Annotated in this window: 14 protein-coding genes; 10 read left to right on the forward strand and 4 right to left on the reverse strand. The window is 74.8% G+C overall.

Going from position 1 to position 14919, the window contains the following annotated elements; translation table 11 throughout:
* Positions 1–103 precede the first annotated feature (103 nt).
* Positions 104–1312 (forward strand): helix-turn-helix transcriptional regulator, encoded by a 1209-nt coding sequence (locus ACIBEC_RS02665; RefSeq protein WP_360491662.1) that lies wholly within the window; start codon positions 104–106, stop codon positions 1310–1312.
* A 272-nt stretch (positions 1313–1584) separates the two neighbouring features.
* Here ACIBEC_RS02665 and ACIBEC_RS02670 read toward each other — a convergent pair whose 3' ends face one another.
* Positions 1585–2373 carry a serine protease gene (locus ACIBEC_RS02670; protein WP_360491665.1) on the reverse strand — a complete coding sequence of 263 codons (789 nt, stop codon included), beginning with the start codon at positions 2371–2373 and terminating at the stop codon, positions 1585–1587.
* Positions 2374–2514: 141 nt separating this feature from the next.
* Between ACIBEC_RS02670 and ACIBEC_RS02675 the strand changes: the two genes are divergently transcribed.
* The 6 genes from ACIBEC_RS02675 (at position 2515) to ACIBEC_RS02700 (ending at position 9566) form a co-directional block, all read left to right on the forward strand.
* The gene (locus ACIBEC_RS02675; RefSeq protein WP_360491668.1) at positions 2515–3381 is read left to right on the forward strand and encodes an EI24 domain-containing protein; all 867 of its coding nucleotides are present in this window, start codon (positions 2515–2517) and stop codon (positions 3379–3381) included.
* A gap of 539 nt (positions 3382–3920) precedes the next feature.
* On the forward strand, positions 3921–4586 hold the full coding sequence (locus ACIBEC_RS02680; RefSeq protein ID WP_360491671.1) for a transglycosylase SLT domain-containing protein: 666 nt from the start codon (positions 3921–3923) through the stop codon (positions 4584–4586).
* 228 nt (positions 4587–4814) lie between these two features.
* Positions 4815–5819 carry a glycosyltransferase family 2 protein gene (locus ACIBEC_RS02685; RefSeq protein ID WP_360491674.1) on the forward strand — a complete coding sequence of 335 codons (1005 nt, stop codon included), beginning with the start codon at positions 4815–4817 and terminating at the stop codon, positions 5817–5819.
* A gap of 215 nt (positions 5820–6034) precedes the next feature.
* The gene (locus tag ACIBEC_RS02690) at positions 6035–8929 is read left to right on the forward strand and encodes an FAD-binding and (Fe-S)-binding domain-containing protein (RefSeq protein WP_396287736.1); all 2895 of its coding nucleotides are present in this window, start codon (positions 6035–6037) and stop codon (positions 8927–8929) included.
* Positions 8926–9123 (forward strand): TetR family transcriptional regulator C-terminal domain-containing protein, encoded by a 198-nt coding sequence (locus ACIBEC_RS02695; protein ID WP_360491678.1) that lies wholly within the window; start codon positions 8926–8928, stop codon positions 9121–9123. Before ACIBEC_RS02690 ends, ACIBEC_RS02695 begins: the two co-directional genes overlap by 4 nt.
* 32 nt (positions 9124–9155) lie before the next feature.
* The gene (locus tag ACIBEC_RS02700) at positions 9156–9566 is read left to right on the forward strand and encodes a PaaI family thioesterase (protein WP_360491681.1); all 411 of its coding nucleotides are present in this window, start codon (positions 9156–9158) and stop codon (positions 9564–9566) included.
* A gap of 74 nt (positions 9567–9640) precedes the next feature.
* Here the strand turns inward: ACIBEC_RS02700 and ACIBEC_RS02705 are convergent, their stop codons facing one another.
* Both ACIBEC_RS02705 and ACIBEC_RS02710 read right to left on the reverse strand, forming a co-directional pair.
* Positions 9641–10090: a CBS domain-containing protein gene (locus ACIBEC_RS02705; protein ID WP_360491684.1), complete on the reverse strand. Its 450-nt coding sequence runs from the start codon at positions 10088–10090 to the stop codon at positions 9641–9643.
* A 75-nt stretch (positions 10091–10165) separates the two neighbouring features.
* A complete protein-coding gene (locus ACIBEC_RS02710; RefSeq protein WP_360491687.1) occupies positions 10166–11158 on the reverse strand; it encodes a slipin family protein in 993 nt (330 codons plus the stop codon).
* Between the two features lie 228 nt (positions 11159–11386).
* On the opposite strand from ACIBEC_RS02710, the gene ACIBEC_RS02715 reads away from it, so the two are divergent.
* Positions 11387–12175, forward strand: coding sequence for a uracil-DNA glycosylase (locus ACIBEC_RS02715; RefSeq protein ID WP_360491690.1), 789 nt, complete (start codon positions 11387–11389; stop codon positions 12173–12175).
* A 25-nt stretch (positions 12176–12200) separates the two neighbouring features.
* Here ACIBEC_RS02715 and ACIBEC_RS02720 read toward each other — a convergent pair whose 3' ends face one another.
* Positions 12201–13079 carry a CHAD domain-containing protein gene (locus ACIBEC_RS02720; protein ID WP_360491693.1) on the reverse strand — a complete coding sequence of 293 codons (879 nt, stop codon included), beginning with the start codon at positions 13077–13079 and terminating at the stop codon, positions 12201–12203.
* 159 nt (positions 13080–13238) lie between these two features.
* Between ACIBEC_RS02720 and ACIBEC_RS02725 the strand changes: the two genes are divergently transcribed.
* Both ACIBEC_RS02725 and ACIBEC_RS02730 read left to right on the forward strand, forming a co-directional pair.
* Entirely contained in the window at positions 13239–13913 is a 675-nt protein-coding gene (locus tag ACIBEC_RS02725) for a hypothetical protein (protein WP_360491696.1), read from the forward strand.
* Between the two features lie 172 nt (positions 13914–14085).
* A complete protein-coding gene (locus ACIBEC_RS02730; RefSeq protein ID WP_360491699.1) occupies positions 14086–14898 on the forward strand; it encodes a thioredoxin domain-containing protein in 813 nt (270 codons plus the stop codon).
* Positions 14899–14919 lie beyond the last annotated feature (21 nt).

Genomic DNA, 14919 nt, shown 5'->3' on the forward strand with positions numbered 1-14919 from the left:
GGCAGGACACTGACGCGACATCGTTTGACCAAGGCACGTCAAGGGGGATACCTGGGCATGGCGCTCCCCCACGAGCGCTCCCCCACCCTCTCCGGGAGACCCCGTGCCGCCCCTGCCCACCCCCACGCCACCCTCGCCGTCCCCACCCCGCTCGGAACCAGAGTCCGCGCGCCAGCGCTTCGGCCGTCGGCTGCGCCACTGGCGCGAGGCCCGCGGCCTCAGCCAGTCCGAGCTCGGCCGGCTGCTCGGCTACCACAACTCGCTGATCAGCCGAGTGGAGAACGCCCGGCGCTGGCCGCCGCCGGGCATGCCGGCCCGGGCCGACGAACTCCTCATCGCCTGCGGCGAGTTGGCGGAACTCTGGCAGACGGTCCGGCAGGAACGCGAACGCCTCGGCGAACTCGCCGTCGCCATCCGGACACCGCTCGCCGCCGACACCGCCCCACCGGACGCCGCCACCGTCGAGGTGCTCGCCCACCTGCTCGCCGTCTACCGCACCGCCGCCGACCGGATCGGCGGCGAGGAACTGGCCGCCGTCCTGGAGCACCACGCCCGCACGCTGGCCGGCTGGCAGCACACCGCCCCGCCCGAGAGCCTCGCCGCGGTCCGCTCGCTCGCCGCCCAGTACGCCGAACTCGCCGGCTGGGCCCACTTCGAGGGCGACCGCCGCGCCCGCGCGCTCGGCTGGTACGCCACCGGCCTGGAGTGGGCGCGCGCCACCGGCGACCAGGCCACCACGGCCGCGCTGCTCACCCGGCAGAGCACCCTGCACTGGTGGCGCGGCGACCCGGCCACCGCCCTCGCCCTGGCCGAGGCCGCCCGCGCCGCCGCCCCGCCCCTGCCGGGGCTGCGGGCCTGGACCGCCGTCGCCCGGGCCCACGCCCACGCGCTGGCCGGCGAGACGCCGTACGTGCACCGGGCGCTGGCGGACGCCCGGCGGCTGACCGCGGCCGCGCTGCGCTCCGGCGAGCCGGCGCCCTGGGCGGCGCGCGCCGAGCTGGTCCTGGCCGTCGCCCACGGCACCTGCCAGCGGGACCTCGCCGCCCACACCGGCCACACCGCCCGCGCCCGCACCACCCACGCCCGCACCGCGGCAGCCCGGCTGGAGGCCGTGCTGCGAGTCCTAGACCCGGCCGCCCACCCGCGTGACCACGCGCTGGTCACCGCCCGCCTCGCCGGCGCCCACGCCCTCGTCGGCCACCGCGAGGCCGCCGCGGCCCTGCTCGCCCGCCTGCCCCGGAGCCCGACCGGCCGCACCACCGGCCGTGTCGCCCGCGAGCAGCGGCGGGCCGAGGAGTGGCTGCGCAGGTGAATGCCCGGGCAGGGCGGTACCTGCCCGGGCATGGCGGCGGTTCGGTTCAGGCGGTCCGGTTCAGGCCGTCCGGCGCCGCGCGGACCGGGCGAACGCCCGGTGGAACGGGCCGGTCGGCGAGGCCCGGCCCGCCGGAGGACGGCGGGGCCGGCCACCACCTGCGGGAGTGGTGGTCGGCCCCGCTTCACCGGTTCGACCCGGCCGACCGACCCTGCCGGGTCGGCTCGGAGGTCGACTCGGAGACCGGCGTGGAGACCGGCACGGAGACCGACTCAGAGACCGGCCGCCGCGGCGGCGATGTCGGCCGCGTAGGTGCTCACCTGGGTGTAGATGCCCGGGTAGCCCGCGCGGGCGCAACCGTTGCCCCAGCTGACGATGCCGACCTGGACCCAGCGACCCGCCGTGTCCTTGCGGACCATCGGGCCGCCGGAGTCACCCTGGCAGGTGTCGACACCGCCCTGGGCGACGTAGCCGGCGCAGAGCGAGCCGGCGGTGTTCAGGCCCGGGTAGGCGCCGGCACAGGTCGCGTCGTCGACGAACGGCACGGTGGCCTTGAGCAGGTACCGCTGCTGGGCGCCGCCCTCGCTCGCCGCACCCCAGCCCATGATGGTGAAGGTGCCGTTGTCGTAGGCGCTGGACGTGGCGATCGGCAGGGTGCTGACCAGGCTGCCGTTCACCGGCGAGGCCAGCTTGATCAGTGCCCAGTCGTCGCCGTTCTCGGCACCGGTGAAGGCGGGCGACTGGTAGACGTACGACGAGCGGACCTTGATCGCGCTGCCGCTGCGCAGGTCGACCGCGCCGACGGTGGCGGTGATGCTGCTGTCGGCACCGGTGCCGTCGACGCAGTGGGCGGCGGTCAGCACGATCTGCGAGGTGTAGAGCGCGCCGCCGCAGCCCATCGAGAGCCGCACCATGAACGGGAACTCGCCCTGCGCCGCCCGTGTGCCGCCGACCACGGTCGGCGACGGCGCGGGCGAGGCGGCGGCGGGCAGCACCAGCACGCCGGCACCGAGCACCAGACCGGCCAACAGGCTGAACACTCTGCCGAATTGACGCTTCATCAGTCTCCTCCTTGCAGGTGGGGGAAGACCGAGAGTGGCCCGGCGGACGGCATGGCAGGAGGGGCGCGGCCTTGCCGGTCGAAACTGGCAGGAACACGGCAATGCGGGGTTCCGGCTGCGGAGGCCCTAGGGTGATCGCCCATGCGGGATCTTGCGGCGGGGATGAAGCACCTGGTCATGGGCCAGAAGTGGGTGGGCCGACACGGCCGCTGGTGGGGCTTCGGGATGCTGCCGGCCCTGCTCACCCTGGTCGGCTACGTCGTCGCGCTCGTCTTCCTCGGAGCCTGGTCCAAGGACCTCGCCGACTGGGCCACCCCGTTCGCCGACCACTGGGGCTCACCCTGGCAGGGCCTGCTGCGCGACGCGCTCGCGGCGATCGTCTTCGGCGGCGGCCTGCTGTTCTCCCTCCTCACCTTCACCGCTGTCACCCTGCTGGTCGGGCAGCCCTTCTACGAGGCGCTCTGCGCCAAGGTCGACGAGACCGAGGGCGGCGCACCCACCCCGCCGGACACCCCGCTCTGGCGCGAGCTGCTGATCGCGGTGCGGGACAGCGCCTACGTGCTGGTGCGCGTGGCCGCGTTCGGCGTGGTGCTGTTCGCCTGCGGGTTCATCCCGGTGGTCGGCCAGACGGTGGTCCCGGCGCTCGGCTTCCTGGTGTCCGGCTTCTTCCTGACCGTCGAGCTGACGGCCGTCGCCCTGCAGCGGCGCCGAGTGCCGCAGCCCGAGCGGATCCGGCTGCTGCGCGCCCGGCCCGGTCTGGCGCTGGGCTTCGGCACACCGCTGGTGCTGGCCTTCCTGGTGCCACTGGTGACGGTGCTCGCCATGCCGGGTGCCGTCGCCGGCGCCACCTTGCTGGCCCGCGACCTCGTCCCGAGCACTGAGGAGGAGGAAGCGGCGGAGGAGGAAGCGGCGGAGGAGGGGCCCACCCCCACCTTCCCCGCCCCCACCCCCACCTTCCCCGCCCCCACCGGACAGCCCGCTCCGGGAAACCCGTACGCGACCCCCTGAGGTCGTGACCGTCCGGTCACTCTGCGCCGAAGTCGGCCCGCCCGGCGTGTGAGGCCGCCCACAGGGGGATCGGCGTCTACGACCCTCGCTAGTGGACGGGTGACGGGCCGGCTCCGGCCGGGCGCCAGTGCCGCACCCGGTCCGGGGTTGGCCCGGCGGCACCCCGCCTGAAGAACGCAGGCCACCGCGACTGCCACCCTTGCGTTCCTCCGATGCGTGCGCTGCTTGACCCTCGGGTTCGCAATCAGGACAAATCACCTCAAATCTGCCGTCGCGCTTTCCCATGACCGCCGTGGGGTTACTACGTGACGTAGTAGCGCGCGCCTTTGCCACCCGTCTCGAGCCCTGCCAAGAATGGCCAGTCGCCAGGCAGCGCGGCCGACCCCCGGTCCGCCGCGCAGCCCGCCCGCCCCGCCGCTTCACCCGGGGCGCCACGGCCGTCCCGGACGGCCGCGCGGGCCCCGCTCACCCGGAGCCCGTGCGATGCCCCGTGCCCGGCAAACCGGCGCGGGCCCCGACGGAGAAGGAACGCCCGCTTCATGCAGCTCAGCCATGCCCGCCGCAACTCCCTGATCACCGGCATCGCCACCCTCGTGGTCGCGAGCGCCGCCACCGCCGCCCTCGCCATCCCGCAGGCCGGGAACACCGTCGAGGCCGCCGCACCCGCGGCCGCCGTCTCGGTGGACGGCAAGCCGGTCACCGACCAGGCCCAGGCTGACACCGCTGCCGCTGCCCAGCAGGCCGCCCAGGCCAAGGCCGACGCGGACGCCGCCGCGCAGGCGCAGTCCCAGGCACAGGCCCAGGCCCAGGCGCAGGCCGAGGTCGAGGCGAAGGCCCAGGCGGACGCCAAGGCCAGGGCCGACGCCGAGGCCGCCGCCTCCCGCTCCCAGGAGCGTCCGAACCTCGCCGCCGCCTACTCCGGCACCCCGCAGCAGATCGCCGCGCAGATCGTCCCGGCCGGCCAGCTGCAGTGCTTCAGCAACATCGTGTTCCGCGAGAGCAGCTGGAACCCGCTGGCCGTCAACGCCTCCTCCGGCGCCTACGGCCTGGTCCAGGCCCTGCCGGGCTCCAAGATGGCCTCCGCGGGCGCCGACTGGCGCACCAACCCGGCCACCCAGATCAAGTGGGGCCTGGACTACATGAACACCCGCTACGGCAGCCCCTGCGGCGCCTGGTCGTTCTGGCAGGCGCACCACTGGTACTAAGCCGACCCTCCGGCTCGGCTTTCCCGGCTCGGCACTCCCCACCCGGTCCTCCCGGCCCGCGACGCACTCCGCGTCGCGGGCCTTGCGGCATCTGTCGCCTGACGTGGACGCGTCCGGAAGGCGACGTGAAGATATGGCGTACGGTCGTACGATTTGCCGCCAATTGCTCGTAATTACGCACCGTCAGGGCTTTGCCACGGTTCGCGCGCCCTCTTACGCTCCGGCGTCATGCCCTCACCGCTGATCAGCGTCGTACTCTCCGCCTACGACCAGCACAAACAGCTCGCCGATTGCCTGGACTCGCTGCTCGCGCAGTCCCTGGCCGACGTCGAGGTGATCGTGGTCGCCGACCGCTCGCCCGAGACCGCCGGCGAGCTCGCCGACGCGTACGCGGCGCGGCATCCGCGGGTGTCGGCGCTGCACCTGAACGCGGCGGTCGGGGTCGGGGTGGGCCGGAACGCGGGGGCGGCGCGGGCGAGCGGCGAGTACCTGCTGTTCCTCGACGCCGACCACCTGCTGCCCCGCGACGCGCTCCAGACGCTCGCTGACCGGCTCAAGCAGACCGGTCCGGTGGACGTCCTGCTGTTCGGCCACTCCCGCCGCCACCAGGACCGGGACTGGCCGGGCGGGGCCGAGGCGCTGCTCGCCGAGGCCGGCCCCGAGGTGTTCGCGCCGTTCGACCGGCCCGCGCTGTTCGGCGCGCCGCCGCTGAGCTGGGACCGGCTGATCCGCCGCGGCCACTGGGAGGGGCTGGGGCTCGCCTTCCCGACCGGCCGCTACGAGGAGGTCCCGGTGGTGCACGCGGCCCTGCTCGGCGCGCAGAAGGCCGCCGTGCTGCCGCGCGAGTGCGTCCAGCTGCGCCGCCGGGAGACCGTCCACCCGGCCGGCGGGCCCGGCAGCAGCGTCTTCGACCTGTTCGAGCAGTACGAGCGCAGCTTCGCCCTGCTGGAGGACCTGCCGCACCTGTACGCGGTGCGCGACGCGATGTTCGTCCGGATGATCCGGCACTACCTGTTCGTCTTCGACCTCGCCGGCTGCGTCTCCCGGGCCGAGCGGCCGCAGTTCTTCCACCGGGCCGCCGAGCACCACCGCCGCTTCCAGCCGCCGGGCCACCGCCGGCCGGGCGGCCGCGAGGGGATCAAGTTCTCGCTGCTGGCCGGCGGCGCCTACCCGGCGTTCGAAGTCGCCAAGCTCTCCCACATCGCGCGCGGAACCCTCACCGGGCGGAAGTGAGCCGGCTGCGGGGTCGGGCACAGAGTCGGCCGCGGAGTCGGCCGCGGAGTCGGCCGGGGGGTCGGCCGGGGGGTCGGCCGCGGAGTCGGTGATCATGGCCGCGGGAGGGTCACCCGACACCCCGTCGGTGGTACCCCCGTCGCGCCCGGTACCCGGGCGGCGCCCCGGCTGCGATCATCGGCGGAGCCGTGTCCGCCGCACCGCCCGGGAGGTCCCTGGTGAGCCGTCCGTCCGCCGTCCCCGGGGCCGAGCTGGCCCGTGAGCTGGCCGCCGTCCTGCGCGGGGAGGTCCGCTTCGGCGCCGCCGAACGGACCGTCTACAGCCACGACGCCTCCAACTACCGGCATCTGCCGCTCGGCGTGGTCAAGCCCGCCGACCCGGACGACGTGCGCACGACGCTGGCGCTGTGCCGCGAGTACCGCGTGCCGGTGGTGCCGCGCGGCGCCGGGACCAGCATCGGCGGGCAGGCGATCGGCCCGGGCGCGGTGGTGCTGGACTTCCGCCGCCACCTCGGCGAGGTCCTGGAGATCGACCCGCAGGCCCGCACCGCGCGCGTGCGGCCCGGCACCGTCCTGGACGACCTCCAGCGCGCCGCCAAACCGTACGGGCTGCGCTTCGGCCCGGACCCGTCCACGCACAGCCGCTGCACCATCGGCGGCATGATCGGCAACGACTCCTGCGGCTCGCACTCGCTCGCCTGGGGGCGCACCGCCGACAACGTCGAGCGGCTGGAGCTGCTGCTCGCCGACGGCACCGAGCTGACCGTCGGCGGCCGGCTCGGCTCGCCGGAGCGCGCGGCGCTGCGCGCCCTGCCCGGCCGGGTCGGCGAACTCCACACGCAGCTCCAGGAGTTCACCGACCATAACCTCGCCACCATCCGCCAGGGGATGCCGCGGCTGCCGCGCCGCACCTCCGGCTACCCGCTGGACGCGCTGCTGCCCGAGCACGGCCACGACCTCGCCCGGGCGCTCACCGGCACCGAGGGCACCTGCGCGCTGCTGCTCGGCGCCACCGTCCGCCTCGTCGAGGACCCGCCCGCCCGCGCCCTGGTGGTGGCGGGCTACCCGGACGAGGGCGCTGCCGCCGACGCCGTCCCCGCGCTGCTGCCGTTCGGGCCGCTGACCGCCGAGGGCATGGCGGCCGACCTGATCGCCGCGCTGCTGGCCGCCGGCCCCCGCCCACCCGCGCTGGACCGGCTGCCCGCCGGGGAGTGCTGGCTGTTCCTGGAGACGGGCGGCGCCACCCCGCTGGAGGCCTACCAGGCCGCGCGCCGGCTCGCCGACGCGGTGCGCCGCGAGCGTTCGGCCACCGTCGCCCTGGTCACCGACGCCGCCGAGCAGCGCCAGCTGTGGGCCGTCCGGGAGGCCGGTGCCGGGATCGTCACCCGGCTGCCCGGGGGCGGCGAGGCCTGGCCCGGCTGGGAGGACTCCGCCGTCCCGCCCGAGCGGCTCGGTGACTACCTGCGGGACCTGCGCGCCCTGCTGCGTCGGCACGGCCTGCGCGGCGTCCCGTACGGGCACTTCGGCGACGGCTGCGTGCACCTGCGGATCGACTTCCCGCTGGACCAGCCCCAAGGGGTACTGGTCTTCCGGGAGTTCCTGGAGCATGCGGCCGATCTGGCGGTCTCGTACGGCGGTTCGCTCTCCGGCGAGCACGGCGACGGGCAGGCCCGCGCCGAACTGCTGCCACGCATGTACCCGCCCGAAGTCATCGACCTGTTCGGCGAGTTCAAACGGATCTGGGACCCGGAGAACCTGCTCAACCCGGGCGCTCTGGTCGACCCGCGCCCGCTCGACGCCGACCTGCGCTTCGTCACCGCCCCGCGCCGTCCGCTGCCGCTCGCCCTGCCGTACGAGCAGGACGGCGGGAGCCTGGCCAAGGCGGTGCACCGCTGCGTGGGCGTCGCCAAGTGCGTGGACCCGACCACCGGGGTGATGTGCCCGAGCTACATGGCCACCGGCGAGGAACGGCACTCCACCCGGGGCCGGGCGCGGCTGCTCGCCGAGATGCTGCGGGGGGACGCGATCCCCGACGGCTGGCGGTCCGAGGAGGTCCGGGAGGCGCTGGACCTCTGCCTGAGCTGCAAGGGCTGCGCGAGCGACTGCCCGGTGCACGTCGACATGGCGACCTACAAGACGGAGTTCCTGTACCAGCACTACCGGCACCGCCCACGCCCGCGCTCGCACTACTCGATGGGCTGGCTGCCGCTCTGGCTGCGGGCCGTCGCGCTCGCGCCCGGGGCCGCCAACACACTGGCCCGCTCACCGCTCGGCGGGACGCTCAAGCGGCTCGGCGGGATCGACCCGCGCCGGGTGCTGCCGGTGTTCCCGCCGCAGACCTTCACCGCCTGGTACCGGCGGCACCGCGCCACGCACCCGGCACCGGCGGGCGCACGGCCGGTGCTGCTGTGGCCGGACACCTTCTCCGACCACCTGCAGCCGAACGTCCTGCGCTCGGCCGTCGAGGTGCTGGAGCACCTGGGCTTCGACGTCCGGCTGCCCTCGGGCCCGGTCTGCTGCGGCCTCACCTGGCACTCCACCGGCCAACTCGGCACCGCCCGCCGGGTGTTGCGGCGCAGCCTGCGGGTGCTGGCGGCGGACGGGCTCCAGGCCGACACCCCTGTGGTCGGCCTGGACCCCAGCTGCACGGCCACCCTGCGCGAGGACCTGCCCCGGCTGCTCGGCCCGGACGGCCGCCCGCTCGCCGAACGCACCCGCACCTTCGCCGAGTTCATCGACGAGTACGCCCCGGACGCCCCGCTCCCGCAGATCCCGCTGGACGCCGTCACCCAGACCCACTGCCACCAGCACGCGGTACTCGGCAGCGCCGCGGACCGCCGGGTCGAGGCCCGACTGGGCCTGCACAACCGGGTGTTGGATTCCGGCTGCTGCGGGCTGGCGGGTAACTTCGGCTTCGAAAGCGGGCACTTCGAGGTGTCCGAGGCGATCGCCGAGCGGGTGCTGCTGCCCGAGGTCCGGGCAGCCGGGCCGGAGACGGTGGTGCTGGCGGACGGCTTCAGCTGCCGCACCCAGATCGCCCAACTCGCCGACGGCAGGCAGGCGTTGCACCTGGCGGAGCTGATCGCCAGGGAGCTGCGTCACCCCGAGTGACTACGCGTGCCCGGCGAGGAAGGCCCCGACATCACCGGCACGCCCAAGACCTCGACATCGAGACCCGCCGCCTCTCCGCCCTGCTGGACGGCCTCACCCTGCAGGCCGTCCGGCACCCCGACCTGGTAGGTCCGGAGGACCTGTGCGCGGTGCTCCACCGCCACCTCGACACCCTGGCCGCGCCGACCTCCTGACACCGCGCCAACGCCCCCGTCACAATGGCGCGATGACCCTCACCACCGCCGAGGCGGACAAGCTCCTCGCCGACCACTTCGCCCCCTGGGTGCAGGCTCTCGGCCTGTCCGCCGTCGAGACCGGCGAGCGGCACGCCGTGCTGCGGCTGCCCTGGTCCGACCAGCTCGTCCGCGAGGGCGGCGGGCTGTGCGGCCAGGCGCTGATGGCCGCCGCCGACACCGCCTGCGTGGTCGCGATCTCGGCCGCGCGCGGCGGCTTCGGCCCGATGACCACCGTCCAGCAGTCCACCACCTTCCAGCGGGCGGTCGTCGGGCAGGACGTCCTGGTGCGCGCCCGGATCACCAAGCTCGGCCGCCGGATCGCCTTCCTCGACATCACCCTCACCCCCGAGGGAGCCGAGGAGCCCGCCGCCCACGCCACCACCGTCTACGCCCTGGGCTGACGCCACGGCTGCGGCCCCGCCCGGCGAGGGCGGGGCCACAGCCCGGGTGCGTACGGCGGTTGCGTTCGGCGGTGTCAGCTCAGGGCGGTCGGCGAGGGTGCCTCCTCCGCGCAGACCGCCGACACGAACTCGGCCACCCGGGACTGCGGCATACCGCGCGCGATGTCCGCCTCGCTGATCATGCCGACCAGCTTGTGCTCCGGGTGGTTGATCACCGGCAGCCGGCGCACCTGGTACTGCTCCATCACCCGCAGCACCTGTTCGCAGTCCTCGTCGGCCTCGACCGTCATCGGCCGCCCCTGCGCCAGCTCGCCCGCCGTCACCGCCGCCGGGTCACGGCCCTCGGCGACGCAACGCAGCACGATGTCGCGGTCGGTCACGATGCCCAGCAGCTTGTCGCCGGGCCCACAGATGGGCAGGGCGCCCACGTCACGTTCCCGCATGATCCGGGCGGCGGCGGCGAGCGTCTCGTGCTCGCGGATGCACTCCGCGCCCGGGTGCATGATGTCGCTGGCTTTGGTCATGGTCCGCCTCCTGACCTGGCTTCCTGCCCCTGTCCATCGTGGTCCGGGTGTGTGGCCGACGCCACCGGGCGCCGCTCAGGGCTGCGGTTCCGGCTCGGCTCCGGCGCCGCGCCCGGCACTGCCGTCCGGCGATTCCGCGGCCTCCACCGGCGAGCGCTCCAACAGATCATCGAGCCGCGGGAGTTCGTGCGGGGGCGGCTCCTTGTCGAGTTCGACCTCGGGGACCTCCCCGCTCTTCACGGCCTCCTCCGCGGCCTTCGCCCCGGCGGCGACCGCGGCGGCCGTCAGCAGGTTCCGCTGCTGGACCTCGGTCGAGCTGTCCAGGAAGCGCAGCAGTTCCACCGGGAAGGGCAGCACCAGCGTCGAGTTCTTCTCCGCCGCCACCTCCACCACGGTCTGCAGCAGCCGCAGTTGGAGGGCGGCCGGGGTCGCGCTCATCACCGCCGCCGCCGCCGACAGCCGCTCGGAGGCCTGGTACTCGCCGTCCGCCGTGATGATCCGCGCGCGGCGTTCCCGCTCGGCCTCGGCCTGCCGGGCGATCGAGCGCTTCATCGACTCCGGCAGCGCGACGTCCTTGATCTCCACCCGGTCGATCTCGATGCCCCAGCCCAGCGCCGGGCTGTCGATCATCAACTCCAGCCCCTGGTTGATCGGTTCCCGGTTGGCCAGCAGGTCGTCCAGCTCGCTCTTGCCGATGATCGAGCGCAGCGAGGTCTGCGCGACCTGGGAGATCGCGAAGTTGTAGTCCTGCACGTTGACCGTCGCCTTGACCGGGTCCACCACGCGGAAGTAGACCACCGCGTCGACCCGCACGGTCACGTTGTCCCGGGTGATGCCCTCCTGCGCCGGGATCGGCATCGTCACGATCTGCACGTTCACCCTGCGCAGCCGGTCCGCGACCGGCATCAGGGCCACCAGCCCGGGCTGGCGCACCTCGTTGCGCACCTTCCCGAATCGGAACACCACGCCCTTCTGGAACTGCTGGACCACCCTGAGGCTCATGGCCGCCCAGAGCGCCCCCAGCCCGGCCAGCCCCCCGAGGACCCCCAGCACCGCATCGACGATCATCGCGGCCTCCTCGCGGCCTGCGCACACCGGCGTGTCCGGCCACCGCCGGCCCGGCCGGGCCGGGGGCCACCGGAGCAACTGCCTCCACGCTACGTCTGCCCGGCCGCGGCCGGATCGAACCGGATATACCAGAAGGAAGAAGGACATAGCGGGGTGAACCCCTCAGAGCAGGCAGGAACCGTCAGGAACCCCCGAGCCCGACGTGGCCGACCCCCTAGGATCGGGGCCATGCCGCCCACGGCCACGCCGCAGTCCCCCGCCGACGATCCCGGCGACCCCTGCCACCCCGCCGAGGCCGCCGCCCGGGTCACCGGACTGGCCGCCCTGGACCGCGTGGTCACCGGCTGCCGGGCCTGCCCCCGCCTGGTCGCATGGCGCGAGGAGACCGCCCGCACCAAGCGCCGCGCCTACCAGGACTGGGACTACTGGGCCCGGCCGATCCCCGGCTTCGGCCCGCCCGACGCCCCGCTCGTCCTGGTCGGCCTCGCCCCCGCCGCCCACGGCGCCAACCGCACCGGCCGGATCTTCACCGGCGACCCCTCCGGCGACCTGCTCTACGCGGCGCTCCACGACCTCGGGCTCGCCAACCGCCCGCACTCCGTCCGCTACGGCGACGGCCTGGAGCTGTACGGCGTGCGGATCACCGACCCGGTCCGCTGCGCCCCGCCCGACAACAAGCCGAGCACCGCCGAACGCGACACCTGCCGCCCCTGGATCACCCGCGAACTGCAGCTGCTGCGCCCGACCGTACGGACCGTGGTCGCCCTCGGCGGCTTCGCCTGGCAGGCCCTGCTCCCGGTGATCGCGGACGCCGGCTGGCAGGTCCCCCGGCCCAGGCCCGCCTTCGGCCACGCCGCCCGGGTCGACCTTGCCGCCCGTGACGGCGGCCCGCCGCTGCGGCTCTACGGCTGCTACCACGTGAGCCCGCGCAACACGAACACCGGCCGCCTGACCACCACGATGCTGCGCGACCTGCTGCGCGAGGCGGCCCGCTCGGCGGGGCTCAGCCCCGCGTAGCGCGGGCCGCCCCCGGGCCGAACGGCTACCCGAACCGGGTCAGCTTGCGTTTGCCCGCCCGCTTCCACACCCCCGGCAGACGCTCACGCGCCGCCGCCTCCACGGCGAGCTGGCGGCCGTACAGGGCGCCGTAGCCGAAGCGCTCGGAGGCGGCGACCGGCTGGGCGGCGAGGGTGGCGGCGGCGACCACGGCGTCCTGGTGTTCGCCGAGGACGTCCTGGACGGCCTTCATCCGCCGCACGTAGCGCTCGGCCCGCGCGCCGGCCGCCGGGGTGGCGGTCTCACCGGCGTAGCGGGCGCGCTTGGCGGCCTTGCGGGCGTCGTGGAGGGCGTGGTCGCGGTCCTCGGAGTCGGCGGCGAGGGCCGCCCGGACGCGTCCGGCAGTGCGTTCCTGTTCGCGGGCGGCGATCCGGGACAGCTCGGGAAGGGCGGGACGGGCGGCCCGGCCGCGCAGCGGCGGGTCGGCGAGGAAGGCGGTGAGGGCGTCCCCGAGGGCCCGCCGGCGCGGGCTGTCGAGGGCGGCGGCCACCTCGGGCCGGACCCGGCGGTACTCGGTCTCGCCCCACCGCTCGAGCGCGGCGGCGACCCGTTCCGGCCCGCACTCGGCGGGCAGCTCGCGGGCCTGGGCGGCCAGCCGTTCGGTGAGCACCTCGAGGTCGCGCGCGCCGCCGAGGGCGGCGCCCAGCCAGCGCAGCTCCGCGACCAGCTCGTCCGTCGCGCCGGGGGTGAAGAGCCGTCGGAAGGTCCGCAGGGCGCTGCGCAGCCGTCGGCAGGCGACCCGCATCCTGTGCACGGCGTCCGGTTCGTCGGCCCGGACGGCGTCGTCCAGGCCGGCCAGCACGGCCGCCTGGGCCTCGACGCGGGCCAGCAGCACCTGCCCCACCGTGGTCTCGGGTTTCGCCATGCGCGTCCATCCCCTCGTCGGGGCCGCCGGGAACTCTTCCCAGGCTAGTCCGGCCGCGGCCGGTGTCGACCCCACGTCCCGTTGAGGGCGCGTCAGGAGTAAGGGCAAGGGCCCATGCGCCCTCGTGCCGGGTGTGAGCGTCATGGCATACTCCGGAGCGTGACGACCTCCACCCATGCGACCAGGGCCCTGCGGGCCGCGGTGTTCACCGCGCTCGCCGTGCCGATGGCCGCGTTGGGCCAGGTGGTCATCACCGGCCGCCCGCTGCCGCTGTCGCTGGTGGCCTCGGCGGGTGTCGCCGTCTTCCTGGTCGCGGCCGCGCTGGCCGGCGGGGAGCGGCGGCTGCTGCACATCTCCGCCGTGATGGTCCCGGTCGAGCTGCTGCTCAACACCACGTTCAACCTGGGCCAGACCGGCTGTGGGCCGGTGCTGTCCGGGCAGGTCCCCGCGCGCGGGGTGAACCTGCTGGTCTGCGGCGGCGGTTCGATGGACGGGTCGCTGCTCGCGGGGCCGTTGGGCCACGCCGGGCAGTTGGCGCCCGCCGTGACCCAACTGCTGCTCCTGCTGGTGCACCTGGTGATCGCGCTGGCCGCCGCCGTCTGGCTGCGGCTGGGCGACTCGGCCCTGTCGGGCCTGGCCCGGGCGCTGCGCGCGCTGCGCGAGTCGCTGGCCCGGCCGTTGCGCGCCCTGCTCGTCCTGCTGGTCCCGGCCCCGGCGCGCCCGGTGCTGCGGGTCCCGCTGCCGGTGTCGGACCGCGCGCGGCCACGCCGCGAGGACGTGGTGCTGAGCCCGGCTCCCCGGCGTGGCCCGCCGGCTTTCGCGCCTGCCTGCTGATCGCTTCCGTACCGGGTCCCCCGGACGCCGATCGTTTCTTCCGTACCCGGCCGGACCACGGCCCCCGTACGCCCGCAGGCAGTGCGCACGACTCCCGCGTTCCCCCGACCACGCCGCACCCGGTGCGGTTCCCCGCGCGCACCCGCGCGCCGCGTACAGGAGTTGAATTCCCATGGTTCAGGCCCCCGGCAAGCAGCAGGCCCAGCGTATCAGTGTCCGTGAGCGGATCCAGGAGGCGCAGCGCCGCGAGCAGCAGGCCGCCAAGCGCCGTCAGCGGATCGTCGTGACCGTCTCCGCGGTCGTCGTGCTCGCCCTCGCGGGCGGTGTCGCCGTCGCGATCGACTCGGCCTCGAACAAGGACGACAAGGGCTCCGCGGCCGCCACCTCGGCCGCGCTGGTCGTCCCGGCCAACGCCGGCGGCCCGGACGGCACGGTGATCACCTACGGCAAGGCCGACGCCCCGCACACCATGGAGGTCTACGAGGACTTCCGCTGCCCGATCTGCAAGCACTTCGAGGCAGCGAACGGCGAGACCGTCAAGAAGCTCACCGAGGACGGCCAGATCAAGGTGGAGTTCCACCTGGCGGCCTTCCTGGACAAGAACCTCGGGGGCAAGGGTTCGCGCACCGCGCTGGCCGCCGCGGGCGCCGCGCTGAACGAGGGCGTGGACAAGTTCAAGCAGTTCCACGACGTGCTGTACGCCAACCAGCCGGACGAGCGCGAGGACGGCTTCGGCGACGTCAACCACATCCTGGACCTGGCCGGCCAGGTGCCCGGGCTGAAGACGGACGCCTTCGTGAAGGCGGTCACCGACAAGACCTACGCGCCGTGGGCGGCGAAGGTCGCCGACGCGTTCAACGACAGCGGGGTGACCGGCACTCCGACGGTGCAGGTGGACGGCAAGCCGGTCACGCTGTTCAGCGGCAAGGCCGTGGTCTCGCCGGAGCAGTTCACCGCCCAGGTCAAGCAGGCCGCCGGCCTGTAGCCCAGCCCGTAGTCCGGCCCG

The sequence above is a fragment of the Kitasatospora sp. NPDC051164 genome (assembly GCF_044455625.1).
Classification (GTDB): domain Bacteria; phylum Actinomycetota; class Actinomycetes; order Streptomycetales; family Streptomycetaceae; genus Kitasatospora.

Bases quoted from the DNA above. Each gene is read 5' to 3' on its own strand.
- ACIBEC_RS02670 (WP_360491665.1), bottom strand. From the start codon at position 2,373: ATGAAGCGTCAATTCGGCAGAGTGTTCAGCCTGTTGGCCGGTCTGGTG.
- ACIBEC_RS02675 (WP_360491668.1), top strand. From the start codon at position 2,515: ATGCGGGATCTTGCGGCGGGGATGAAGCACCTGGTCATGGGCCAGAAG.
- ACIBEC_RS02680 (WP_360491671.1), top strand. From the start codon at position 3,921: ATGCAGCTCAGCCATGCCCGCCGCAACTCCCTGATCACCGGCATCGCC.
- ACIBEC_RS02685 (WP_360491674.1), top strand. From the start codon at position 4,815: ATGCCCTCACCGCTGATCAGCGTCGTACTCTCCGCCTACGACCAGCAC.
- ACIBEC_RS02700 (WP_360491681.1), top strand. From the start codon at position 9,156: ATGACCCTCACCACCGCCGAGGCGGACAAGCTCCTCGCCGACCACTTC.
- ACIBEC_RS02705 (WP_360491684.1), bottom strand. From the start codon at position 10,090: ATGACCAAAGCCAGCGACATCATGCACCCGGGCGCGGAGTGCATCCGC.
- ACIBEC_RS02710 (WP_360491687.1), bottom strand. From the start codon at position 11,158: ATGATCGTCGATGCGGTGCTGGGGGTCCTCGGGGGGCTGGCCGGGCTG.
- ACIBEC_RS02715 (WP_360491690.1), top strand. From the start codon at position 11,387: ATGCCGCCCACGGCCACGCCGCAGTCCCCCGCCGACGATCCCGGCGAC.
- ACIBEC_RS02720 (WP_360491693.1), bottom strand. From the start codon at position 13,079: ATGGCGAAACCCGAGACCACGGTGGGGCAGGTGCTGCTGGCCCGCGTC.
- ACIBEC_RS02730 (WP_360491699.1), top strand. From the start codon at position 14,086: ATGGTTCAGGCCCCCGGCAAGCAGCAGGCCCAGCGTATCAGTGTCCGT.